Here is a 22,252-nt window from a genome sequence, read left to right as displayed (position 1 = left end):
TTTATGGGCCGTGCGCTAGGCAGGACGTTTAATGGGTATAGCAATCCACTCATTTGGGGGGCGCAGCGACAAGCTGTGAAACTCTTCAAATTGGGCTGGGAAGTTGTGTGCGAGGTAGCGCACCACCTTTGAATTATCCATCAGCCGGTCAAAATAGCGGCCAGTTGCCAGCAGTTCCAGGCTCACAGAGCCACGTCGCTGCACGGCGCTCAGAAATTCACTGCTTAGCCTGCCAAGTTCTGGCGTCATCGCGCTCAGTTGATCTTCCGACACGTTCGCAATCGTCGCCGGATCGAACCCTTCGGCCAGTAGCGCGCGCGGCGTAAAAGCGACAAGGATCTTTGCGTAAGTAAACGTGACCCGCTCCATGGCAACCATCAGTCGGGCAATCTCCAATTGCCTGGGGGGGAGCACATGCCGTAGCAAGCCGAAGATTTTCACCTTCACAGGGCAGTCTTGGAGGAAAGCGAGGACGTCCGGGCAAATCCCGCTGACAGGTTGCCGGCCCGCGCTGCTGCCTGCGGGCGACATGCCGGCATGCTTTGCTGTTGCCCTCTCAAACGTAGCGTCGTCGTGTAACCTCTGCACCAGGCAGTTTGGGATGGTGGCAAACCCCTCTGACATGAGCAACGAGAGAAACTCTTTGTCATTCATGATCACGCGAATCGCTTCGGCCACACGGATCAGGCAGCGTTCCGCTTCCTCGGTTTCTCGTATGAAATCGCGCTTGCGGCCGCACGCCGCCTTGTAGGCCGGCAACAGCTTGGGCGCGAACAGCTTCTCCTTCGACCCAGGTTGATCGACAGCAATTTCGCGGGCGTGTCTCTGGGCGCTGCCGTGCAAAGCCTTGTAGGCAGCTTCGCGGGTCAAACGACGCTTCAACCGCACCATAGGGTCTCCGCACTGGCTCGCGCTGACAGCTTGACGAGAGGGTCGAGCGTGGAAAAGAGGTAGGTGTCCAGCTGCGCTCCATTGGTCGGGGCCAATTGCGATTTGCCGACGATTTCAGAAGCGGGGGCAATGAGGTAGTCCCGAATGAGCAGATCACCCGGGCGCATCCTGATCAGGGTGAAAATGTCGGCCACCGACTGGCGTTGGGTGTCCATGGACCAGAAAGGATAGCCGTGGTCGGAAGCGCGGCAGCGTGCGATTTCGACCGCAACCGTGAACTCGTCGTTGATCCGCAAGAGGTCGGCCTCTCTGTCGTAGGTCGCCTTTCCGCCAACGCATCCGATCGCGGCCAGTAGGTCCCCGATCGCCTGTGTGCGCAGCGACGCCAGTCGCTCTCGCGATGTGATAAACTGCCAGTTTTTGGGCGGCTGATACCCAATCAATTCGTAGGCCTTCAGAAGGCTCCCGAAGCGATGATGATACAAGCTGGCCTTGGGGCAATCAGGCGCGGCGTCGACGATCGAGCTGGACAGGGCGCCGTGACGCGCCAGGACCTTCTTCAGTGCAGCCAGAATCTCATCATTGCTCACGAGCAGATGCGAATAGAGCTTTCTGTGGATGGCTTGAGCCCGATCGAACAGCTTGTGGTCTACAATCGGCTCGAATGCGCCTTCCGCGCGCACCCACTGTTCAGGAGGATTGCTCACTGCCTTTGCTTTCAGCTTGCGAGAGCGCCTGTTCCAGATATTGGTGCCGACGTATTTTTCATTAGTTAGGACGCCGCGCACAGTTTCCCGCTTCCATGGTCGCCCAAGGTCCGTCAGCACGCCGCGCTTGTTCAGGAGCCTTGCCATCTCAAGCTCCGTCATGTGCGTTTTGACGAACTGACGGAAGATCCACCGAACCGTTGCGACCTCTTCGGGCGGCCCGGGCACCAGGATCGTTCTGTCGGTGTGCACGCTCTTTTGCTCGTGCTCGGAGAGAATAAGTTTTGGACGTCCCGAATGGTCCATAATCTGGCGTCTTAAGCCGAGCCCTGGCTTACCACCCTGGCGGAATCCCAACCGGATCAGCCTTGCCTGCCCTATGAACGTCTTTTGCGAGAGCATGCGGCTTTGCTCGGCCGCCATGCTGCGTTTGATGGCCTTAAGCACGTTCGAGCCGATACTGCCGTCGTTCAAAAACTGCTCGGCGCAGAATTCGATCCGAACGCCGGCCATATGGCAACGGTATTCGTAGGAGGCGCTTTCATCGATGTTCTGAAAGCGTCCCCAGCGGCTGACATCATAGACAACGATGGTTTCGAAATCGGCGCGGCCGCTCTCCACATCGGCGAGCAAACGCTGAAGGCCAGGCCGTCCGCCTAACTTAAGGCCACTGCGACCCGCGTCCTCGTATGTGGCGACGATATCGTAGCCCATTATGTCGGCATAGTTGCGGATAGCATCTTTCTGGTTGTCGATCGAGTAGGTCTGGTGCTCTTTCGACATGCGCAGATATTGCGCAGCGCGAACCCACCGCCTCCCTTCAGGAGTGGTGCGGGTTGATGTAGTCTTGTCCATCGTCTTGCGCCGTCATGCCGACTCCCTAAGCTAGGGATCTATGGCCTTACGGCAAGAGCCGCCATCTTTGTCTGGTCGTTGGTGAGCGGAGCGAGGCGGTGTTTACAGTAGCGAGTGATACCTTTCCAGTTTGGCAACCATGGCGATCAACTGCCGGGAAACCGTGATTCACTTCGTGAGCGAGTTCCGCCGCCGTTCCGCCGCAATGCACCCGCAATTGGGCGAAATCGCCCCTGTTTTCAACCTGTTGTCATTTCCTGGGGCTTCAGAGGAGTTCTAGTGATGATCATTAAGAAGGCTATCCTGGCCGTGCTCATGACCGCAGCACTCGCCGGCTGCGAGACGCAGACCGAAGGCCAGCAGCGGGCCACCACGGGTGCGTTGCTCGGTGGCGCCGGCGGCGCCCTAGTCGGCCAGGCGATCGGCGGCAACACCAAGAGCACCGTGATCGGCGCGGCCAGTGGCGCGCTGCTCGGTGCCGTCGTCGGCTCCGCCACCACCCCGCAGCAGCCCCGTGGCGAACAGATGTGCCGCTACCAGGACCGCTACGGCCGCATCTACACCGCGCCCTGCGACGACCGGTATTACAACGGCAATTATTGATTGAGGTCTGACCGGATGGGAGACCGGCGCTGAAAGCGCCGGCTCCTCCGCGTTGTCATTCTTTCGTGCGGTTTGCGGGATAAGAATATTTTTGCGGCGGGCAGGAGGAGGTCGAGAATGACAAGCCTTGCCGGCGCCCTGACAAATCGTAGCAAGCATGTCGTAAAGCGGTTGCTTCGCTATGACAGTCGTAACTGGCTACGCATCCGCCAGATAGAAGCCTTCACGACATTCCTCGAAGCGGCCAACCGCAAGTCGCGCGACGTGATCGAAATCTCGCCGGGCTGGAACCGCTATTGGCGCGCACTCTGCCCCGACTATCGCTCGGTCGATTTTCCAGACTTCGACATCTGCAAGGATCGCACGGGGCAGCAATATTCCATCGTCATCGCAGACCAGGTGCTGGAGCATGTACAACGCCCGCAGGCGGCCGCCGCCAACATCCACGCCATGACCAAGCCCGGTGGCTGGGCGATGGTGGCGACGCCGTTCCTTTTTCGCGTGCATGCCAGGCCCCATGACTATAACCGCTGGACGCCTGCCGGCCTCAGACAACTGATGATCGAAGGCGGCTTCAGCGACGACGACGTACAGGCGTTTGGCTGGGGCAACAAGGCCTGTGCCAAGGCGCATATCGGGGGCCCGGTGCGGGCATACGGACTATGGAGGGACCTCAGCAATGATGAGGAATATCCCTTGATGGTTTGGGCCTTTGCCAAAAAAGCTGCATAGACCGGCGGGTCGTTTATGCTGATATTATGCCACATTAATTTTGCACATTTCGGCAATAGATTTTACAGCCCATCAAACTGTCCCGATTAGCTGGAATCGACGACCTTTTGACATTTGAATGGCCGCTAGGCTGCCTCGGAAACGGACGAGCAGTGGCACGCCAATATCAAGCCAATGCTGGTGGTAGGCCGCCGAAAAACCCGATCAGCATCGCCTTCATCGCAGCATCGTCCATCACCAGCTTGCGAACGGCCGATTCGTACTGATTTCTGTTCTTGAATTGAAGGGCGCCCACGATGCCTTCCAGCGCCATTGTCTCCCTAATCGGGTACCGCGCAATGATCTTGCTCACGTCTTTCGAATCGAGCCAAGCCTTCAATTGGTCGCGTTCCGATTGATAGAGGGCCTGCGCATCGACTGAGATAGCCACGTCGTGCCCTGCTTGAATCCTCCTCCAATCAGGCATTCCTAGGCTGATCCGATCCTTAACCGCCTGTTCCGTCATGCGTGCGGCTAGCCTGTCCGCTTGCGACGACACTGCCGTGAGTAAATTTGCCCAGGCTTGGGCGATCATTTGCTGTGCATCTCCGTCAATAACCACACACTGTCGCTTCGCCACCGCCTCGACTATAGCGGGATTGTAGTAAAGCGCTTCGACCGAATAAACCGAGAGCGGAAACACTCCCTGTGTTTCAAGGGCGGCTTTCTTTTCAGATGTTAATTGGTCTTGGTCCACGATGCCAAAAGCTTGCACCCATGCCACAGCGCTGGTGTCGCGGACACTAGCGACAGCATGCTCGACATCACGACATGATGAACGAGGAAAGATCGAAACTCCGGGAAACAATATTTCGTAGAGTGGTTTATCCAGGCTGTTTTGCGTGCCCTCGATAAAGAGCATTTTGCGCCGAGAGCCAATGATCGCTTGTTTCGTGGCGTCGTCGATCTCAATGCCCGGTTCGAGAACGTCAAGATCCCACCTGTTGACATCATCATTAATCGTCATTGAATCTCGAATCAGTACCGTTCTAGCGTTAGGACAGCTCACCGGGAGGCTTAGCTCGTGCGTCGATACCACGAACGTGCAATCGGGGCGTTTGCTAAAAAGCTGCAATAACAATGGCGTCACGATTGAGGCATGCAAGTGCCGCTCTGGCTCATCGACGAGGATCAACGAGCCCTTCCCGGCGGTTAGCACCGTGCCAGCAATCAGCAACGCCGCCCGCTCACCGTCAGATAGCGAAGCAACGCTATAGCTCTGGCCGCCGTTTTTGCTGGCAACTATCGAACTATTCTCCGCAATCCTAATTTTGATAGGGATACCAGATTCACCAAATAGGTTGTTGATTATGTCCAGCGGCGCCAGAGAAGAAGCGAGTTTTTCCGCCATCGTGGTATTTCCACCAACGATCTCGTCTCGTATTTTACGAGAAAGTGCATTGTCAGCGTCTATCAAGTCAGCAATCACAATACCGCTGCGCACAGATGAATTCCATTCCTTCCATCGTGCGGTTGGCTGGCTATCTTGACCTTTTATAGTACTCTCGGTACTAATTTTATCTTGTGGCGAGAACGGAACGAAATTACTTTCCATCCAAGTCTGCCTATGAGCAGCAATTCGAACTGCCTTTACATGGTTCGCGCGGTAGAGGAACAACATCAGCCCGGATTTGCCTGCACCATTCGGACCGACGATAAACAATGGGGCCCCAGGCGAAACAGGCAACGTTATCGACGCCCCGTCCAACAGTTGCAGCGCTGTGCTGAAATTGGATTGAGAGGCCTCCGAACTTAGCATCATAAAACCCTATATCTCGACCACGATATTCTTGGTCACATTGCAGAAAAGACGGCGCCCCAGCAGCCGTCTTGACATTTGCGGATCTCAAGAACCCCTCATATCCGCCATAGAAATTCGGTTTCGGAGCCTGGGTTTACCTTGACCTGCAAGCTTAGCAAGAGCTTTCGGCCGACGGATTGGTCCCGGATGACGGCATTCACACGGGCCCCGAGGTGAGGCAACAGCGCCGGAGCCGACTCTCTACGGAGCGGTGAAGATGGCTTGCGCACTCTGATCGAATCGGTTGTGAGTTGTGCAGCGCACAATCTGGACGAGTCGGGCCAGAATCCGACGTGCTCCGGCACAATCTTCATACGAGTCTCAGACAAGCCGTTGGGAAGAGGCCAGCCAAGCCTTTGATTTGTTTGCGTATTTTAGCACATCGCGAAATGGCGTGTTGCGCTCCTTTTCGTCGCCTTGACTCCAGCAAAGCAGATCACTCATATCATCCGCGTGGCGGAAAAGATTCCTGCTGCCCGAAACGACAAAGCCGGGGCTCGCGACCCCGGCTCCGTATCGGTAACCGCAAAGTCTTGGATGGCTTGCGGCTAGTCGTTTGGTGACAAGGGATACATACCCTCATTCGACTCGCTGTCAAGCCGTCCAGGCTGATAGAAGGCTTTGGACCAATGAACGAGAATGATCCCCCATATAAATTGACGTTCGAAGACGCCGTCGAGATTTGGCTGCGGCATTCGAACGGAGACTACCAGCACCATATTGCCGCTGACTACCGGGTGAACCCCGGTCGTATCAACGACGTGCTCAAGGGCCGGAAACATCTTGGAAGCGAAAAGATCGCAGCCGAAAAAAGGACTGCAGCCTAATGGAAAAATCCGGAGATGAGATCGACAAGGGAGCGCTCGACGCGTCTTCGGTCAAGAAATGGTCAAGGACCGCAATGAACGCAGCGGGGGGGCATCCCGTTTGTGGGAAGCTTCCTTTCCGCCGCTGCTGGGCATTGGTCGGAAGAGGAGCAAGAACACGCGACCAATGTGATCCGACAGTGGCTACAAATGCTCGAGGACGAGCTTAGGGAGAAAGGCAAGACGATCGCCGAAATTGTCGCTCGGTTGGACATGAAGGACGAAAAGGTCACCGAGCGGATCGAGTCTCCCCAATACCAGTCGCTGTTGAAGAAGTCGTTTCGAAATTGGTCGTCGATAGACACGGAGTACAAGCGACAACGACTTCGTAACATCCTGACAAACGCCGCTGCAGCGGAAACCGCATCTGACGACGTCGTTCGGCTCTTTATCGATTGGGTCAATCTCTACTCCGATTTCCACTTTGAGGTGATCGGAGAGATTTACCGAAATCCAGCGATCACCCGCGGCGAAATGTGGAACAATCTCGGCAAACCGCAGGTGCGAGAGGATTCTGCTGAGGCCGATCTGTTCAAAATGCTCATTCGGGATTTGACGCTCGGGAGCGTAATTCGCCAGCATCGCCCGACGGACTACGCAGGCAACTTCCTCAGGAAGACGCCGTCGAAGCGGTCTGCTCCTGGCCAGGCTCCGACCACGGCAAAGTCTGCCTTCGACGACATCGACCCGTACGAGCTGACAGATCTCGGCAAGCAGTTTGTCCACTACGCGATGAACGAGATCACCGCGAAAATTGAATATCACGAATTCACAGAGCCAAATTCTGTTGGCGAGAGAGCAGCATGAGCGAACATCTTTTTCGGGGACCAAGCTGGCACCAGGAATTTGAAGCCAGAGTGAGCAGGGCGGTCGAGACGGTTGCAAGAATGCCAAGGGATCAGGTTTCGAATCCTGCCTCCGCCGGAGCTTTGAACGAGCTTGCCAGGTCGCTTCGATTTGATGTTCCCACCCTTCTTGTCGATCAGAAATCTGGAAATCGCCGCGAGGAACGGCGAGTGACTGATGATGGCTGGGGAGAGAGAGTGAACCGGTCATTCCCCATGATGGACATCACTATACCTTTCTCCGGTGATCCCGACGGTTTTCGGCTCCATCCGTCACATTCGCCGCTCGGGCTCCGGGCGACCATCAGGTCGGATTCAATCGTAATAACCCTTCCGGATGATGACAGGGTTCAAGCTACTGTCGATAGTTTTGAGAGCCGTGTCTCCGAGACATTGGATTTACTGCGAAGAGAGGTAGCCGCATCGGAGCCGCGCCTTGCTACGGCAATAGAAAATGCTTTCCGGACAAGGCGCAAAGAAGTCGAGGAACAAAGCCGTCGTGACGGTGCCTTGAAATTTCCGGTTCGGTAAATATACGACTTTGCGGCCAGCTGGCGTTGCCCGAAAGCTAGGAGATGAGTGGGGAACCGGATGAAGTTTTGGGCAATTGTGGGTGACGCTAATACACGAAAATCTTCGACGATTAGGGCGCTTACAGGTGTACGAGTTCGATCCCCAGCTTGGCAAGTCCAGCTGTACGAAAATTCGACGCCCCAATGTGTGTTTGTTGAGATGTGCGCGTTGCAGGAGTTGCGACAGACAGCAGAAGCATTCGTTAAAAAGGTTCAGGCCGAGACCGCAGGAAACGCTATCGAATACGTCATGGTAGCGTTGAGGCGGACAGGTCCCCACCAAACATCTAGGCAATGCATAGATTACTTTATCGATGTTGCTGGCTGGGAGCATTTGGGCACTGCGGAAATAGGTGGCGAAGAGCCCAATGTGATCAACGGCCCTGCGAACGCAATGGCAGCCCAGCTAAGGCTCCGTTGGGGAATTGTCTGACCATCGTGCTATGGCACTGAGAACGCTTTTCGTGAGCGGCCGGCTGCAAGTCTTCGAAGGACAGTCAGTTGCAGAAAGACAGGAAGACAGGATCGCTCGCCTCGCTTGACCGCTGGAACTTCCAGCTGAGCTAGCTAAAAATTGGTGTATCCCAATCGGCTTCGCCTAAGACATCCGTAGCAACGAAATCCATTATCGCGTGCCCTGCCCGCAGAAAATCAACTGTTCGACCGCAGGTAAACGGGGCTGGCATCTGATGCTTGTTCCCATGCGCGACGTTGTTCCTCAATTGGGCGAAGCTCCTAGACAACAGGCGATCCCATGAATCGATCTTAATGTTGTCGCTATCCCATTTCAGCGCCCCGTCTTGCGTGGCTACAAGATATTGCGGAGTGGTTTCCTTAAAGATGAGGATGTCTCGCCGCGAAAAATCGAAGCTGGCGAAAGGGAAGCTGCCTTCTATTTGGTTGGCGATCACGGTCCAGTTGACACCTACAACGACTTTGAGGCCACGAACATCCGCCACGTGGGCAAACCGGATGTTACGGTTGACCAAGAAAAACTCAAACTTGGCCGCCGCGAGGATAAACCGGGAAATTTCCTCTTCCATACGAAGTTGGCTCCTTGCCGATTCAAATGCAGCACATCTGAGAACGGAACCTTCGACCAACGGCTCTTTCTCTGTTCGATCTGACATTCAAGAGGTTGGGGCACATGGAAACGGATATGAGTGGTAAGGCCTGTGACTTCTGCTGTTAGGGGGCGTTGTCATCAACAACCAAATTTATGATGCCCTTAAAACATAAACCAGCGTTTATGTTTGACGAGGCTCCATGAAATATGTCGGCTATTACCGGGTTTCAACGAAGAAGCAGTCGAGGTCCGGGCTCGGCTTAGAGGCTCAGCAGCAGATGGTCCGGCAATTTGCTCAGGTCCACGGGTCGCTTGTCGCTGAGTTCGTCGAGGTGGAGTCTGGCAGGAACGATCAAAGATCTGAACTGGCAAAGGCGATGATTGCGTCGAAAAAGGCAGGAGCATCGCTATTGATCGCCCGGCTCGATCGCTTTTCCCGGCGGGTCAGCTTCATAGCGTCGATGATGGAAAAGGGCGTTCAGCTTGTCGTCGCTGAAATGCCCCATGCAACTGACTTTCAGCTCCATATCTTTGCTGCGCTGGCCCAGGAAGAACGCAGGCTGATTTCCGTGCGAACCAAAGCGGCGCTGGTTCAAGCTAGACTAAGAGGCACTGCACTGGGAAAGAACGGAAGGGCCTTAGGTGAGAGAAACAAGTCTAGGGCGCTAAAGTACGCGAACCAGATTCGTGACAGGCTGCCCGAAACATGGAAGACAATGACCTACTCTGAGCTGGCCCGCCGATTAAATCAGGCGGGTATTGTCACAATCAATGGCAATCGGTTCTATCCGCAAACTGCTAAGAACCTGACCAGAGCAGTTCAACAGACCCTGTGATAGCTACGGCGAGAGAGCAGATGCGTGACCAGCCTACGGCTGAAGATGCCGAACCACCGCTTCATTCGCACGGGGCATACTGGGACGAAAGATAGCACGATGACGGCTTCGGCTGACGTGGAGAGAAGTTTGAATAGTTCGGTCTAAAATAGTTGAAAGTGACTGGCTTACTGAGACGCTCGCTACCGTCCGAAAACGTTGAGACAATCCTGAAATGCGTAATTGAGGAGGTGTCGGACCAGAGTTTCAGCCGGTTAATGAATCTCGGCATGTTTTTGTTACCCCGTAGCGGCAGATCTACCGAGTAGCCCTTCTTGCTGGGAACCAGTCTAACATCTTGGAACCGCATCGCCTCCGGCATTGCCTCGTAGCCATCTCCGCACTCAAAAAGGGGGTCGGTTTCGATCGCTGCGACCATTACAGTTGTCTCGAAGGGCTCGTTTTCTTCGTGAGTAGCGTTGTTGTCATCGACCCAGGTATATCGGAGGTCACCTTGCAAAGTGGCATTCATTGACATACCGGGACCACTCGCCCACACGTAGTCGTTTAGATCACCGAAAAGCCCCTGGGCTTTCAGCCTGTCACCACAAATACCTATCTCTTTATTTGAGGAGCAAGTGAAACGCTCTGTCGTCAACCTGTTGGCATTAACACCCATTTTTTGGAACAGCTTCTCAAGCGTTACGTCTATCCCATTAGAAAAATCTCCGACCGGCTCGGTAAAGGTTGAACTTGGCTCTCCCTGTTTTGTCAGCTGCCAGTCGCTATCATAGCCTTCGCGAATGAAGTTGAACGAAAGTGAAGCGTCCTTCACGTTTCCCCAGCCATCGTTTATTATTGCAAAGTACGGTCGGTACCCAACACAACCATAGCCGCTCTTTACCCGCAACATTGGCTTACGGAACACTTCGCTTGAGATGACCTTGAGCTTGGTGCTTTTGAGTCGAAGCTTAGATTTGTCGCTACTCCTTGTCTCAATGTCGAGAAAAGTGCGTACTTTCTCCCACTCTATCCTGAATGGGCCGACCGGAAAGGCATCCAACTTGTACGTCCCGTTCCATGCGCTGACAACGTCCTGGCGCTCGGGAAAGATCTCGATCGCATCTGGTCCTACAGTGGCCTGATACTGCATGCCGGCCTCCAGGTTGAGCCTTTGATTTACTGAAACAGCGATCTCGGCCTTGCTAGCAACACTGCTGTTTTCCCCAGCCTTTATTAGGCCTCCCAATGTCGCGTCGGTAAACGCGCTTGGTCGGGCTCCCCCTGACTCCGCACCCAGCGTCCAAGTGGACACATAGCTAGTGCCGCCCGATAGCGTTGTATGTCCCGGGCCATCCTTCAGGCCATTTACAAAAAGCCCATCAAAGATCTCTCCTGTCGGCGAGTAGAGCGCTCCCTTGCCATTGGGCATTCCCGCCGCAAATTGACCCTCATATCGGCTGCCATCGAGGCCGATATGCATTCCAAGGCCATTGAGTTCGCCGCCGGTCCAATTACCCTCCCAAACTTCGCCTGTACGCATCTCCAAGCGTCCGTGTCCTTCCGCCCTCCCATTTTTCATACCTCCCACGTAGCTGCTAAATATAGTTTGTGGGTCATAGCTGGCTGATCCACGTACCCGCCAAACCAGCTTCCCCTCACCATTCACTGTACCATCTTCCGAAACGGCACCGTCTGAGGACCCGTGGTCGTTTGGCTCCCACAGAAACTCGAGTTGCCGCTCTGGATGGAAATCCCAAACGCGAACACTCCTTCGAACGACTGAATGGGTGTCGCTTTGATAAAAAACCTGCACTCTCTGTGACCAGGCCCCAAAGGGATCTACAGCCCACGCCACAGCCGCGCTCACGACGATAGTCGCGCACAAGACTCCAGCATAAAGAAGTATTCTCATATCAGGTGCCCCTTCCCCAAGTCTTAGCTCGAACGGCAACCCAGTTACAAACCGGGTCGATCCACATTTGAAATTTTTGAGTGTCGCCCCCCTAGGCTACCCGCGCATCAACGTGGGCGTTGAGAACAACGTTCGTTCACTCATCGCCTTGAAGGGCGCCAAGGGTAAGCGCCTCACTTTGGCCAAGGGCTTTCTCCTTTGAAGCATTAGCCTTCCTAGCTTTTGGCGGCAGGCTAATCAACGGCGGGCCGGCCTTCGAGATCATCTCGCACAAATCCACTCTAACATTCCTGCGCCTCGTTTTCCGACGAGCACGTTGGGAATGCCCGCCAACACCTCACCAATTTGATTGACCGTAACTTGCGAAACGCGGGCATTAGCTGGACCAGAACGCTCAGCCAAAATCCACCCCGTTGAACCACATCGACAAAATGCGAGGAGCGTCGGGGGATCGCCATTCCAGCGATAGAAGTATCGCTGTCCCGACTGGACGGATGCGAGCGCGTAAGCAAGCTCTTCTCCACCCTTCAGGCAGTTATTGAATTCGTGTCCTGCTTCTCGGAGCTGTTCCGCTGTGGTGATCGGAGCGAGATCGCCAACCTGCTCAAACGGAGGGTCAGGGAATGGCACGAGACTGAATAGGTTTGCCAGAATTGCAGGCGGTTGGCGACCGTGAATAATGGCGCGAACGAGTCGCAGCTCATCGTGCATGGGGGACAGCCGTGTGATCACCCACAGCAGTTCAACCAGCTCCGGGGCGGGTATTTTACACTTCAGCAGCGAGCGGAAAACTCGGTTCGCCACTGGCATCGTCGAGGCTGATGCCAGTGAAAGAATGTCGTCGTCCCGGAATTCCGTTGCCTGATAGACATGGTTTGCCAACGGTCCAGCGGCCGCGAGCACTTGATGGAGCGCCACATAAACGTGTTTTGACCTGGCGTATGGTCCCAACTTACCGAGTGTCGAGACCATGCCGGCAGGGCAGGCGTCGAACGCATCAGTGAGAATCTGCCGGGATTTGGCGAAGGTAAAAAACCGGTACGTTTCGGCGGCGTCGGAAACGCCCGTGCCATGCACAGCTAGCCATGCATGCCAAGTGTGCCGGCGGCTATCAGATGCAAGAAGGTACTCACAGATTAGATCATTCGGCCATATCGACAGGACTTGAGCACTGTCTTGCCGCGCTAGTAGGGCGATGATCGACTTCTCCGACCCGTTGGGATCGAGTGATCGGCTGTTTAGATTGTGATGCATGGCGGCTATCTCCATATAGCCGTGTCATCGGAAAGCGCGTTCCGGACAACGGCTTTGCCACTGCACCGAATGCCGATCCGTTACCCAGCTTGCCGTTCCGGGGAGCGGGAACGCAAGCGGCAATCGAATTGGCCAAGCGAAGAAGACCGTGTATACGGTGGCCCGCGCTGACGATCGGCGTCAAACACAATGCACGGTCCAGCCGAGCCCAAAGCACTGGTAACTCTGATATCCAATATGACGCAAAGTTCGGGAATTCAAACGCCAAAGCATGTCCAACTGATGAGCACAAGCCCACTTATGACGACCAAGATTGCGGAAATCGTGGCTCCGTCCTTGTGCAAAGGAGATGTCATCCTCTTGGATGGCGACCTAGCCGCAGGGAAAACGTATTTCGTGAAAGCGATGTTGGCATCGCTTCGATCGCCGAGTTTGGTAACTAGCCCTACATATGCGTTGGTTCAGATATATGACACGGCAGCAGGTCAGGTAGTTCATGTGGATGCGTACAGAGTTGATTCACTGTCTGAATTTGAAGATCTTGGACTAAATGATTATACCGAAGACGCGATCACTATAATCGAGTGGGGAAGTAAAGTAAGAACGATTTACCCATCCGCCTTGGTAATCGACTTCGATTTTGTGGAGGACGAGCCGAACCAGAGGGTCATTTCTGTGACATCGGGGGCTTCACGTTGGGAGCACCTGTTGGCAAACCTCGCAAACCTTACGATCTAGCCACCGATGAGCATTATTCTAGCGATAGAGACATCCACAAGGCGCTCGAGTGTTGCGATCCGGAAAATGGATCGCGTAATTTACGACTCCGAAAATGAACCGGTGGCGTCGGATGGCTTCGATCTTTCAGCCATGGTTACGTCGGCACTTACCGTCACTGGAATAGACCAAAACACGATCCGGGGCATTGCAGTCGATGTCGGTCCGGGAGGACTAAATGCGGTGCGGGCCGGCGTAACATTCGCCAACGGCCTCGCGATTGCGTTGGGAATTCCAATCTTTCCTGCGAACTCGCTTGAAATTATGGCCTATGCGGCGAGCGAGAGGATGGGTTTACCTGTTGTTTGCGTACGCGGCGCTAACTCTGACAGCGCCCTTATGGCGATCTATAGCAATGGAGAGCTTGAAGGATTCTATAAGGGCACTCTTCCAGCTCTCGTGAATTACGCTCGCAATTTGAAAGGTCCGCACGCTGTAGCCGGCCGATTTCGGCAGCAGCTTATAAGCGCGCTGGACAAATCAGAATTCTTTGACAGCGAAGTAGAACACCCGACGGCATCTGCACTTCTATCTCTTGTTAGCAGTCGGCTAGCGCCTCGTTCTCACCAACCACCCGTCGAAATTATCTATCCGGAGGCATTAATATTGTGACACGACCGATCTCTACGGTTTTGGCTTCGGAGAGGACGATGGCCGGCGCTCTCCGAACATCTTCTTTGCAGGCAATTCGCTCGATTATGTTGAAGCGAGGGGTGGTTTTGATTCCAGGTGACTGCGGATACGTTTTGGGTGCACTCGCCGCAGATGACGCGGCCGCTGAGTTTTTGACCAAGCTATCCGGAGATAACGCCGGACCATGCGAACTCAGCTTCCAAAGCTTCTTCGCTCTTTCGGAGCGATCAACCAACAGCGACAAACCCGGAGAAGCTTGGTTTGCGCTTTCGCTACCGACAATCAGTGTTCTCGAGCGCTTTACGCCAGGTCCCCTGACAGTACTTTGCAATGGTACAACTAAAGCGCCCCAAGGGTTTCGCTCTAGCTTCGATAAAGAGGCGGTAGCTGTAAGGGTTCCCGACAGTCTCCCAGAGGGTCAGATTGCTGGTGCTACTTTGTATCCGCTGGCCACCCGACAGCTATTCGGCGAGACATATCCCTCTGCACCAATAACTGACTTCGGGCACGCTCTGGCGGTAGTAGAAAAAGCTGCGACCCGATTTGGCGCGGCAGGTTGGATTGCTGTCGAAGGTGCGCATAGTGAAAATGCCGACCAAAAGAGAACCATCGTCGACGTTCGGCAGGGTAGCCCTATCTTGCTGCAGGATGGAGGCATAGCGTTCTCGGCGATTGAGGCTGCGGTTAGCGACCTCCCAAGTGCGACCTTCGAGGATTGGGGCTAAGCAAGCTCTGGAGAGGCAGATGAACGAGTTTCAGGCTCAACCGACGGTAGGGGAGGTCGCAAGATGTCTACAGGATGGAGGGGTGGTCTTGCTGCCCACGGATACGGTGCTTGGCCTTGCGGCGATCCCTTCGAGGGAGGCAGCTGTTGAAAAACTCTATCGGTTGAAGATGCGGCCACTTGAGCGCAGGCTCCCCATCATGGTCGCCTCGCCTGGCCAACTCGATCCCTTGGGAGTAATTGTAACGCCGGCTGCGAACCGTCTCCTGAATTCCAGTTTCGTCCCGGGGCCACTTACTATTGCGCTGGGACTTGGCGACTTGAAGCCGAAGTGGCTCGCTGGACGAGATGAAATCGCTGTACGAATTCCTGCGGACGAGTTCTTGCTTGCGGTTTTGCAACTTACTGGACCCCTTTTTGTGACAAGCGCGAATGCGCATGGATCCCTCCCACCCTCAACCACCGACCAGGCCTTGTTGCAGTTAAGTGGTCAGCCAGATCTGGTCGTTCAAGGAGTATCGAGGACTGAACGCCCGTCATCGCTGGTAAATTGTAATTGCGACCCTCCAAAAATTGAGCGTGAGGGAGAGGTTTCCTCAGACACAATTAGAGAAATAATTTCGTGAGCAAAAAAGAATACATATTGGGGATCGAATCATCTTGTGATGATACGGCTGCTGCAGTTGTGGATGCAGCGGGTAGCGTTGTTTCGAGTATGACGGTCGGGCAATTGGAGGTTCATAAACCTTATGGAGGTGTTTTCCCGGAGGTTGCCAGCCGAGCACACGTAGCCGCAATTTTCGACGTTATCGAGCATGTACTCGACGAAGCAGCTGTTCGGGGGGCTGAACTTGAGGCAATAGCAGTTACTCGCGGCCCGGGTCTGATTGGTCCTCTCTTGGTAGGCCTCAATGCAGCATCTGGCCTTGGTATGGGTTGGAACGTCCCTGTGATAGGCGTCAACCACCTGCGAGGTCACCTCAGAAGCGCCGACCTCGAGGAAGCACGGCTTTCATTCCCGGCCACCATCCTTTTAGTCTCTGGCGGTCATACGTTCCTTGCACACATGAAAGGTGGCGCAGAGGTAGAAATATTGGGCAGCACGAGGGACGATTCTGTCGGCGAAGCTTACGACAAGGTAGGGCGTCAGATGGGGCTGGGATACCCTGCAGGCGCTAAGATGGATCAACTGGCTAAAATTGGGAAAACAACGGTTACCCTTCCCCGACCACTGATCAATGAGGGCCTCGATTTTTCATTTTCTGGGCTCAAGTCAGCTGCAAGCAGGGCGATACAACAGGGCGCAGTTCGTGAAGACCTCGCCGCATCATTCGTTGATGCTTGCATGGATGTTTTGCTGAAAAAGAGCCGTCTGGCGCTTACAGATCGCCCATCAAAGTGCTTTGCTGTTGTGGGGGGCGTTGCTGCGAGCCCACAACTCCGTGAACGAGCGTCAATCCTTTGCCGGGAAATGGGGGTCACTCTATGTCTACCCCCCATAAAGTGGGCAACGGACAATGCGGCGATGATTGCATTGGCAGGGTGGGACTATTTACGATTGAACAAACACCCGAGGCCAATTGTCAGCCCGAATTTGCCTATGAACCAGTTTTGACGCCCAATCCAGTTGCCGCTCAGAGTCTATTTGTCTCGAATTTGCATAGTTAACATCCTAACAATCAGCACGTACAGCACTATTGCTAAGATAGATTGCACGACGGTCCAAGTATGTAACGCGTCTTGGCTAAGTGAATACGACTTTATTAGGGGCATCTCAATTAATATGGGCTGACTACCGTCAGTCGCTGGTTCCCATGCTCTTTTCTGACCGAGCGGGCCGACCTGAAGCATTAAATCAAGCGAATAAATATAGGGTTGGAATTCAACGAGTTCGGGTATCTGCTGACTCGTGCAAGCTGTCCAGTTCACAGGTTGGTTGGCGATTCCCTGACCACACGCTTGCCGGTTGTGCAAATCTCGAGCAAACGCTTTGTCAACTGGGACGAATGAACCGGGCACTTTAGCGGCTTCTTGATAAAACCAACCACTCCCAACCAAGAGCAAAGCAAATGCAAGGTAGGTCGGTGACTGGCGATGCCCTGCCCCTAAGAATAGGTTCAAGGTGAACCATCGAAGTAAGAGCAAAAGGCTCCCAATCGCGAACTGCAGCAAAGCCAAGAAGGTGGTCAGTGGCCACGCAAGGAAAAGAATGAAGGACCGCGCGTCACCAAACGACCGCCACCATGAGGATTGTCTGAAGCTTGGCAAAGAAGGACTGCTAACTCGGCGTAAGAATGCCCGCCTCAACAATAACCACTCTTGATGCCGCAGCGCAGTAGCCTTGTCCTGGAGAACCTTCTTAGCGTCTCTCTCACGCCCCATAGCAAGAAGGGTCTTGGATAGTTGTTCGTGAGGTTGGGGGCGAAATTCCACGCCCAAATGACGCGAGGGTTGTCTTTTTATTAGTGAAAGCATTGCTGACAAGATATCGTTTCCAGCAAGTACACCGACATGATTATATTGGAAGCCATCTAGCGTAACGGTACAGTCGAGTCTTTCACCCCGGTCTCCAACTACGTATTTGGGGGGGGCTGATTTCGGGTCGAAAACGAGATTTCCAGCTTTGGTGGCAACAAGATTTAGAGAACCTATGAGTCGGACGGGATCAGGGTGCGCGGGCAATATAGGGCTTAGGAAGAAGCTCCCCACCGCCAAGTTCTGAAGATCTAGCACGAATGAGAGACGCGGGCGCGAGTGCACTCGATTGTCGGGTATGGACTGAAACGTTCTCAGGTAACCACCCGACATCTGGAGATGACCATCAACGCGTCCGCCTGCCAGGCGAACTTGACCAAGGGATACAAAGTTTGCGCCGAGTTGGAGACTGCCACGGATCTCGGCGAAATCGGCGACGATGGTCTGCCCGCGTGGGTTGGAAAGCGTTGCTCCTGCGCAGTTTATTGATCCGCCAATTGTGGCGCCAGATATGTGAAGGGTTCCAGAGCAAAGTAACCCACTGCTTAAGTCAATATCGCCTCTGACCGATGCAGCTTTGAAGTTTATATCGTCGATGCGGGATGATCGGAAGATCAATGTGCGCGTCGTTGATCCTTCGAATGATATCGGTCCGGAAATCAAACAACCCTCAAGCCGCACGTTAAACGGTATATTAATTCCAGAAAGGTTGAGCCCGTTCTCAACCGCATCCGGGATAATCCATCCGCCCACCAATTGAACGCCATATTCATGTACAGGGTTTTGATCATCGCCGCCCAAGACGAGAAAACGAAGAAATTCGGCCCGCACAGAGGTGGTCTCGTTTGCTGGTACTCCGCGCCATCCGGCTAGTTCGGCCGCGAATTTGGAAGACTGCGCTCGAAATAGGGCGCGGGCTTCTACCTCACCCAGCTGATCCACCGGCTCGTATGAGAAATTGCGAGCAAATGTCGCGAATTCCGTAAGAAAGATGGTTGCTGTATCGCTGATTGCGTCTTCTGCAGCAGATTGAGCGGGGCGCCTGGCCACAGCGTATGCCTTTGCAAAGAAGCTCGGGTCACCTTCAAGTCCTTTGAACTCATCTACCAGTGGTTTGGAATTTATGAGACGGCATTCTCGGCCCATCCGGCAGGCTTCCAACAATTTCTGTTCGGCAGTCGATAGCGGTAGGAAGTCGCTAAGAGACCGACCATGTGCTCGTTTTGGTTTAGTCATTGTATCTCCGAGAGCGCCCGGCGGCCGGAGCCGGAAGATTCAACTACGCCGATGGCCGGCTGGTAGAGGGTCCAATAATCTAGCAATTGTTGATCGAGCGGAATACCAGCACGGCGCTCCTTTGGCTTGATCTAAGTCCGGCGAGGATCGCATCGCATGGTGGTTCCGTTACATCTATCAACGAGATCGCGGCAGGGCTGCGGACTAGCTTGGCGCCTGAATCACAGTTAGTCGCAGGATTTTCTGGCTTCCTTTTGAGGGCAAACATCGGGAATGACTGTGAGGATCGAATTGGGGCGAGACCGGCAGCTAGACGGCCAGAGCCCATAAAATCCGCCTCAATGCCCGTTGTCGATAGTCGAACCTTCGGGGACAGCACCATCCATCGGACCAAACTGATGGAGAACGGCGATGGACGCGCGCATTGTCAAGGCACTGGCCTGCGAGAGCAGGCTTAAGATCCTGGATTTTCTCAGTTGGCCGGAGCTGTATTTCCCAGACATTCCCGACGCGCGACAAACCGGTCTGACGAACAAGCTGATCTGCGGCAGACTCGGCATCACGCAGGAGTCAGTTAGCCTGCACATGCGCTGGCTGACAGAAGCTGGGTTGGTTTCCGCGACGAAGGTCGGAACACAGGTCTTCTACAAACGAAATGAACAGGGAATTGACGAGGCGATCACCGCTATGTGTGGCCTTCTACAAAGACAACGCTGACAAAGAAAGGCAGTCCGGCGTTCCACCAGAACTATTGGCAGCACACTTTGCGGACGTAATTGTTGCCGAAAGTGGGGTAGGCATCCACAGGGATCGCACCCTTAGCCTTCATCTCATTGACCAGGTTTTTGGCCATACGCTCGTCGAACGTGTTGTCGAGGGTGATCGCGAACCAACCATTGGTGGCGAGATAGGCAGAAAGCGGGATGGATGATGACCGCACATACGCCTCAGCCGCAGCGTAGTCGCCGAAGCTCTTCACCTGGATATGGCGTTTACCGAAGGGGCCACTGTCATACTGGTCGACGTGAACCCAAGTGTCATGCATATAGCCAACCCTGTTTTCTATCTGGACCTTATACCATCGGCCCGTATTGCCGAGGATCGCAACCGCAACTCCGTTCCGTATTACGGCAACATTCTCTGACTTAGCCTCCGGCAACGCCTTGAGCGGTGCAGCGCCCCTGGGGTGACCGATCCGTCCCGAATGGGCATCTGGAATGAAGAGCGACGGCCTCGTTGCTGGTGGTTGGGAGGCAAGTACCGGCGGGGCTGACGGGGGCGGTTGCGTATGTGGCGGCACCTGGCTCGCTACGTTCGGCTGATCAGCACCAGGTGATAACGTCACAACCTTATATTTCGCCATCTCGCTCGTCGACAGATAGCGAATATCGTTGCTGTCGTACTGCAGCGAAAGCTGAAGTAGGGCAGGGTCCGCACCCATTTCGATCATGTAGGTGATTATGTCGGCGGTAATTTGCTGGACGGCGGAAACCGCCTCGTCAGTGCTCAGAGGGACGTCGCCTTGAAACGAAGACTTGTGAACACCGATGGAACCCGGTTCTGCATAGCGCACAACCCCGCCGAGAAACGAAAGCGAGCAAGCTGACGCGCACTCCGCGACCCTGAACTGCACCGTGTTGATGCCCATTCTACGGATGAGCCTGCCCAACTCCATGGCCTTCTGGATGTTGCCACCAGGCGACCTAAACGTAACGGCAGTCGCGGCACTGGATCGCACCAGATTCTCAAAAGCCAACAGATCGTCCTGATAGGCGAAATCGCCTGAGACAACTACGTAATGAAGTCCACCATCGGTCTGACCAGCCTCGAATTGCAAGCCAGCGCGAGCCGCTGGCGTATCCAGCAAAGCCATTGCGATAAACAGTGCGACGCAGATGGAAAAGACGCGAAACATGGCCCCAGAACAACCCCGACACAGTTTAGTGCGAGGCTGATGAGACTGTCGACTCATTGTTGTGAACTTGATGAATTTCAGTCCCGAAGCCCTGAGCCGTTGGACCAGGACGATTGGGGCCAACTAGAACTTCAAACCCTTGCCCGATCCAGGCGTGATTTCTACCACGGCATCTAGCGCCATGCTGAAGCAATCCTCCTCTATCCGAAACAGTTCGCCTTCCGAGGTTCGTCCCTTGAACGCAAAAGGCTGGCCGCCCTTGCATACCTCATCACCGGAGATCACCTCCATTTCGGCCGGGCCACCAAACTTGTTGACGAATTCCTGCGTGACTTGTCGCAATCCGAGCCCCTCAGCACCGAAAAAGCACGCTGCAAACACCATTTTCTTGATCTTGCGATCACCGTTGAACGCGATCGATCCGCAATCGTTATCCCGGTCGAAAAGCGTGGCACGCTTGCCCTCGCTGTCGTCACCTCGCCATTTTACGGTGAATCCTTGGCTCTTTGCGGTGTTGTCAACCTGATCAGGGCTGTCCGACACGGTGAAACCGCGAAAGCTGCTATCGGCAAACAGCGGGGTTGGAGTGGCAACAGCAATCGATAGTGCCGCTAAAACGCCTCGAGAAATGCTGCTGCGGGGAAAGGCAGCCGATAAAATGCTCATCTGCCCTCTCCTCAATAGTAGTACCGCTTGTTTCGAAACAGGTACATCAGGATGTACCCCGGCAGCCAAAGCCCGCCGGTAACGATGGTCAACAGGATGTGGAACCAGTGAGGAAATCGCCTAAGGGTACCGGCACCTGATGCAGCCGCGGCTGCCGCTCCGCCGCCAGCATTCATAAACACCTGAGGGCTGTTTCTCTGGCTCTTCAGAAGCTCAATTTCCCGCATTTGCGGATCGAGAATTTCCCCGCAGTGCTTGCACTTCTTGGACTTGGGATTGATCGGCTCCGAGCAATACGGGCAGTCGATCGTGCTGATAGGCGCTGCTGCTTCTTCCATTCGATACCCCTTCTCACCCGCTTTCAGGCGACCCCTGATGCAGGATAGCGATACTCTTGGTCGCGCAGGGGATCAACAAAAACTGGTAGTTCTCTACGATAAATTTATCAAATATCGTAATTCTCTAGGTTCAACGAAATTGGCAGGCAGCGCACATCTGCGACATGTCTGCAATCGACAATTTTGGATTGATTCTGAAGGAGCTTAGGAAGCTTCGAGGCTTAACGCAGGACGATCTTGCGTCCCGCACAGGCAGATCGCTTGACGCGGTTTCGCAGTGGGAGCGAGGCGTCAATTGGCCGAGTTTCGAGACATTGATCCGATTGAGCGACGCTCTTGACGTCCCGGTCGAGAGCTTCTTTGAACAGGCTAAGCGTCCCGACGACCGAATAAGGAATGAGACGGAGGCGCGATTGCTGCTTAGGGATTTGACCGATAGTGATCTGATCGTGGCGGTCGAGCAACTTCGTGCGCTTGCAAGACGGCGGGTCTGAGGCATTGGACCCATCCCAAGTACAGTATCGGGA

Annotated in this window: 23 protein-coding genes; 13 read left to right on the top strand and 10 right to left on the bottom strand. The window is 54.5% G+C overall.

What is annotated here, in order from left to right:
- Nucleotides 1–15: 15 nt before the first annotated feature.
- Together AC07UC_RS04185 and AC07UC_RS04180 are read right to left on the bottom strand one after the other, a co-directional pair.
- A complete protein-coding gene (locus tag AC07UC_RS04185; protein ID WP_494904221.1) occupies nucleotides 16–891 on the bottom strand; it encodes a plasmid partitioning protein RepB C-terminal domain-containing protein in 876 nt (291 codons plus the stop codon).
- Nucleotides 879–2,453: a recombinase family protein gene (locus tag AC07UC_RS04180; RefSeq protein ID WP_494904219.1), complete on the bottom strand. Its 1,575-nt coding sequence runs from the start codon at nucleotides 2,451–2,453 to the stop codon at nucleotides 879–881. The genes AC07UC_RS04185 and AC07UC_RS04180 overlap by 13 nt, the downstream gene beginning before the upstream one ends.
- A gap of 282 nt (nucleotides 2,454–2,735) precedes the next feature.
- On the opposite strand from AC07UC_RS04180, the gene AC07UC_RS04175 reads away from it, so the two are divergent.
- Together AC07UC_RS04175 and AC07UC_RS04170 are read left to right on the top strand one after the other, a co-directional pair.
- On the top strand, nucleotides 2,736–3,056 hold the full coding sequence (locus tag AC07UC_RS04175; protein ID WP_494904218.1) for a YMGG-like glycine zipper-containing protein: 321 nt from the start codon (nucleotides 2,736–2,738) through the stop codon (nucleotides 3,054–3,056).
- A gap of 117 nt (nucleotides 3,057–3,173) precedes the next feature.
- The gene (locus AC07UC_RS04170) at nucleotides 3,174–3,788 is read left to right on the top strand and encodes a class I SAM-dependent methyltransferase (protein ID WP_494904217.1); all 615 of its coding nucleotides are present in this window, start codon (nucleotides 3,174–3,176) and stop codon (nucleotides 3,786–3,788) included.
- A 166-nt stretch (nucleotides 3,789–3,954) separates the two neighbouring features.
- Here AC07UC_RS04170 and AC07UC_RS04165 read toward each other — a convergent pair whose 3' ends face one another.
- Nucleotides 3,955–5,586, bottom strand: a complete 1,632-nt coding sequence (locus tag AC07UC_RS04165; protein ID WP_494904215.1) for an AAA family ATPase — start codon at nucleotides 5,584–5,586, stop codon at nucleotides 3,955–3,957.
- Between the two features lie 671 nt (nucleotides 5,587–6,257).
- Here AC07UC_RS04165 and AC07UC_RS04160 point away from each other — a divergent pair.
- The 3 genes from AC07UC_RS04160 to AC07UC_RS04150 all read left to right on the top strand — a co-directional run bounded on the left by AC07UC_RS04160 (nucleotide 6,258) and on the right by AC07UC_RS04150 (nucleotide 7,870).
- Nucleotides 6,258–6,455: a hypothetical protein gene (locus AC07UC_RS04160; protein ID WP_494904213.1), complete on the top strand. Its 198-nt coding sequence runs from the start codon at nucleotides 6,258–6,260 to the stop codon at nucleotides 6,453–6,455.
- A 102-nt stretch (nucleotides 6,456–6,557) separates the two neighbouring features.
- On the top strand, nucleotides 6,558–7,301 hold the full coding sequence (locus tag AC07UC_RS04155) for a hypothetical protein (protein ID WP_494904211.1): 744 nt from the start codon (nucleotides 6,558–6,560) through the stop codon (nucleotides 7,299–7,301).
- The gene (locus AC07UC_RS04150; protein WP_494904209.1) at nucleotides 7,298–7,870 is read left to right on the top strand and encodes a hypothetical protein; all 573 of its coding nucleotides are present in this window, start codon (nucleotides 7,298–7,300) and stop codon (nucleotides 7,868–7,870) included. The genes AC07UC_RS04155 and AC07UC_RS04150 overlap by 4 nt, the downstream gene beginning before the upstream one ends.
- A 604-nt stretch (nucleotides 7,871–8,474) precedes the next feature.
- Here AC07UC_RS04150 and AC07UC_RS04145 read toward each other — a convergent pair.
- On the bottom strand, nucleotides 8,475–8,954 hold the full coding sequence (locus AC07UC_RS04145) for a hypothetical protein (RefSeq protein WP_494904207.1): 480 nt from the start codon (nucleotides 8,952–8,954) through the stop codon (nucleotides 8,475–8,477).
- A 223-nt stretch (nucleotides 8,955–9,177) separates the two neighbouring features.
- On the opposite strand from AC07UC_RS04145, the gene AC07UC_RS04140 reads away from it, so the two are divergent.
- Nucleotides 9,178–9,813: a recombinase family protein gene (locus AC07UC_RS04140; RefSeq protein WP_494904206.1), complete on the top strand. Its 636-nt coding sequence runs from the start codon at nucleotides 9,178–9,180 to the stop codon at nucleotides 9,811–9,813.
- Between the two features lie 61 nt (nucleotides 9,814–9,874).
- Here AC07UC_RS04140 and AC07UC_RS04135 read toward each other — a convergent pair whose 3' ends face one another.
- On the bottom strand, nucleotides 9,875–11,707 hold the full coding sequence (locus AC07UC_RS04135) for an MORN repeat-containing protein (protein WP_494904205.1): 1,833 nt from the start codon (nucleotides 11,705–11,707) through the stop codon (nucleotides 9,875–9,877).
- Nucleotides 11,708–11,968: 261 nt separating this feature from the next.
- Nucleotides 11,969–12,961, bottom strand: coding sequence for a hypothetical protein (locus AC07UC_RS04130; RefSeq protein ID WP_494904204.1), 993 nt, complete (start codon nucleotides 12,959–12,961; stop codon nucleotides 11,969–11,971).
- A gap of 300 nt (nucleotides 12,962–13,261) precedes the next feature.
- Between AC07UC_RS04130 and tsaE the strand changes: the two genes are divergently transcribed.
- The 5 genes from tsaE to tsaD are packed head-to-tail and all read left to right on the top strand — an operon-like array spanning nucleotide 13,262 to nucleotide 16,710.
- Complete coding sequence (gene tsaE / locus AC07UC_RS04125; RefSeq protein ID WP_494904203.1) at nucleotides 13,262–13,699, top strand: tRNA (adenosine(37)-N6)-threonylcarbamoyltransferase complex ATPase subunit type 1 TsaE; 438 nt, start codon at nucleotides 13,262–13,264, stop codon at nucleotides 13,697–13,699.
- A gap of 6 nt (nucleotides 13,700–13,705) precedes the next feature.
- Nucleotides 13,706–14,350, top strand: a complete 645-nt coding sequence (gene tsaB, locus AC07UC_RS04120; protein ID WP_494904201.1) for a tRNA (adenosine(37)-N6)-threonylcarbamoyltransferase complex dimerization subunit type 1 TsaB — start codon at nucleotides 13,706–13,708, stop codon at nucleotides 14,348–14,350.
- 38 nt (nucleotides 14,351–14,388) lie between these two features.
- A complete protein-coding gene (locus AC07UC_RS04115; RefSeq protein WP_494904200.1) occupies nucleotides 14,389–15,096 on the top strand; it encodes a Sua5/YciO/YrdC/YwlC family protein in 708 nt (235 codons plus the stop codon).
- Nucleotides 15,097–15,115: 19 nt separating this feature from the next.
- Nucleotides 15,116–15,721: an L-threonylcarbamoyladenylate synthase gene (locus AC07UC_RS04110; RefSeq protein ID WP_494904199.1), complete on the top strand. Its 606-nt coding sequence runs from the start codon at nucleotides 15,116–15,118 to the stop codon at nucleotides 15,719–15,721.
- The gene (tsaD, locus tag AC07UC_RS04105) at nucleotides 15,718–16,710 is read left to right on the top strand and encodes a tRNA (adenosine(37)-N6)-threonylcarbamoyltransferase complex transferase subunit TsaD (RefSeq protein WP_494904198.1); all 993 of its coding nucleotides are present in this window, start codon (nucleotides 15,718–15,720) and stop codon (nucleotides 16,708–16,710) included. The genes AC07UC_RS04110 and tsaD overlap by 4 nt, the downstream gene beginning before the upstream one ends.
- 26 nt (nucleotides 16,711–16,736) lie before the next feature.
- On the opposite strand, the gene AC07UC_RS04100 is transcribed toward tsaD, so the two are convergent.
- On the bottom strand, nucleotides 16,737–18,806 hold the full coding sequence (locus AC07UC_RS04100; protein ID WP_494904196.1) for a hypothetical protein: 2,070 nt from the start codon (nucleotides 18,804–18,806) through the stop codon (nucleotides 16,737–16,739).
- A 411-nt stretch (nucleotides 18,807–19,217) separates the two neighbouring features.
- Between AC07UC_RS04100 and AC07UC_RS04095 the strand changes: the two genes are divergently transcribed.
- Entirely contained in the window at nucleotides 19,218–19,523 is a 306-nt protein-coding gene (locus tag AC07UC_RS04095; RefSeq protein ID WP_494904194.1) for an ArsR/SmtB family transcription factor, read from the top strand.
- 31 nt (nucleotides 19,524–19,554) lie between these two features.
- Here the strand turns inward: AC07UC_RS04095 and AC07UC_RS04090 are convergent, their stop codons facing one another.
- The 3 genes from AC07UC_RS04090 to AC07UC_RS04080 form a co-directional block, all read right to left on the bottom strand.
- Nucleotides 19,555–20,721: an SH3 domain-containing protein gene (locus AC07UC_RS04090; protein WP_494904192.1), complete on the bottom strand. Its 1,167-nt coding sequence runs from the start codon at nucleotides 20,719–20,721 to the stop codon at nucleotides 19,555–19,557.
- A 123-nt stretch (nucleotides 20,722–20,844) separates the two neighbouring features.
- Nucleotides 20,845–21,387, bottom strand: a complete 543-nt coding sequence (locus tag AC07UC_RS04085) for a hypothetical protein (protein WP_494904190.1) — start codon at nucleotides 21,385–21,387, stop codon at nucleotides 20,845–20,847.
- 11 nt (nucleotides 21,388–21,398) lie between these two features.
- Nucleotides 21,399–21,725, bottom strand: coding sequence for a hypothetical protein (locus tag AC07UC_RS04080; RefSeq protein ID WP_494904188.1), 327 nt, complete (start codon nucleotides 21,723–21,725; stop codon nucleotides 21,399–21,401).
- Between the two features lie 164 nt (nucleotides 21,726–21,889).
- On the opposite strand from AC07UC_RS04080, the gene AC07UC_RS04075 reads away from it, so the two are divergent.
- A complete protein-coding gene (locus AC07UC_RS04075; RefSeq protein ID WP_494904186.1) occupies nucleotides 21,890–22,219 on the top strand; it encodes a helix-turn-helix domain-containing protein in 330 nt (109 codons plus the stop codon).
- Nucleotides 22,220–22,252: the final 33 nt, after the last annotated feature.

The sequence above is a fragment of the Mesorhizobium sp. GW821-FHT04C10 genome (genome assembly GCF_059420305.1).
The sequence above is the reverse complement of the archived record's forward strand: the minus strand, read 5'-3'. Positions and strand labels throughout refer to the sequence as shown.

Excerpts from the sequence above, each read along its gene's own strand:
- AC07UC_RS04185 (WP_494904221.1), bottom strand. The coding sequence starts at position 891 with ATGGTGCGGTTGAAGCGTCGTTTGACCCGCGAAGCTGCCTACAAGGCT.
- AC07UC_RS04180 (WP_494904219.1), bottom strand. The coding sequence starts at position 2,453 with ATGGACAAGACTACATCAACCCGCACCACTCCTGAAGGGAGGCGGTGG.
- AC07UC_RS04175 (WP_494904218.1), top strand. The coding sequence starts at position 2,736 with ATGATCATTAAGAAGGCTATCCTGGCCGTGCTCATGACCGCAGCACTC.
- AC07UC_RS04170 (WP_494904217.1), top strand. The coding sequence starts at position 3,174 with ATGACAAGCCTTGCCGGCGCCCTGACAAATCGTAGCAAGCATGTCGTA.
- AC07UC_RS04165 (WP_494904215.1), bottom strand. The coding sequence starts at position 5,586 with ATGCTAAGTTCGGAGGCCTCTCAATCCAATTTCAGCACAGCGCTGCAA.
- AC07UC_RS04160 (WP_494904213.1), top strand. The coding sequence starts at position 6,258 with ATGAACGAGAATGATCCCCCATATAAATTGACGTTCGAAGACGCCGTC.
- AC07UC_RS04150 (WP_494904209.1), top strand. The coding sequence starts at position 7,298 with ATGAGCGAACATCTTTTTCGGGGACCAAGCTGGCACCAGGAATTTGAA.
- AC07UC_RS04145 (WP_494904207.1), bottom strand. The coding sequence starts at position 8,954 with ATGGAAGAGGAAATTTCCCGGTTTATCCTCGCGGCGGCCAAGTTTGAG.
- AC07UC_RS04140 (WP_494904206.1), top strand. The coding sequence starts at position 9,178 with ATGAAATATGTCGGCTATTACCGGGTTTCAACGAAGAAGCAGTCGAGG.
- AC07UC_RS04135 (WP_494904205.1), bottom strand. The coding sequence starts at position 11,707 with ATGAGAATACTTCTTTATGCTGGAGTCTTGTGCGCGACTATCGTCGTG.
- AC07UC_RS04130 (WP_494904204.1), bottom strand. The coding sequence starts at position 12,961 with ATGCATCACAATCTAAACAGCCGATCACTCGATCCCAACGGGTCGGAG.
- tsaE (WP_494904203.1), top strand. The coding sequence starts at position 13,262 with ATGACGACCAAGATTGCGGAAATCGTGGCTCCGTCCTTGTGCAAAGGA.
- tsaB (WP_494904201.1), top strand. The coding sequence starts at position 13,706 with ATGAGCATTATTCTAGCGATAGAGACATCCACAAGGCGCTCGAGTGTT.
- AC07UC_RS04115 (WP_494904200.1), top strand. The coding sequence starts at position 14,389 with ATGGCCGGCGCTCTCCGAACATCTTCTTTGCAGGCAATTCGCTCGATT.
- AC07UC_RS04110 (WP_494904199.1), top strand. The coding sequence starts at position 15,116 with ATGAACGAGTTTCAGGCTCAACCGACGGTAGGGGAGGTCGCAAGATGT.
- AC07UC_RS04100 (WP_494904196.1), bottom strand. The coding sequence starts at position 18,806 with ATGACTAAACCAAAACGAGCACATGGTCGGTCTCTTAGCGACTTCCTA.
- AC07UC_RS04095 (WP_494904194.1), top strand. The coding sequence starts at position 19,218 with ATGGACGCGCGCATTGTCAAGGCACTGGCCTGCGAGAGCAGGCTTAAG.
- AC07UC_RS04090 (WP_494904192.1), bottom strand. The coding sequence starts at position 20,721 with ATGTTTCGCGTCTTTTCCATCTGCGTCGCACTGTTTATCGCAATGGCT.
- AC07UC_RS04085 (WP_494904190.1), bottom strand. The coding sequence starts at position 21,387 with ATGAGCATTTTATCGGCTGCCTTTCCCCGCAGCAGCATTTCTCGAGGC.
- AC07UC_RS04080 (WP_494904188.1), bottom strand. The coding sequence starts at position 21,725 with ATGGAAGAAGCAGCAGCGCCTATCAGCACGATCGACTGCCCGTATTGC.
- AC07UC_RS04075 (WP_494904186.1), top strand. The coding sequence starts at position 21,890 with ATGTCTGCAATCGACAATTTTGGATTGATTCTGAAGGAGCTTAGGAAG.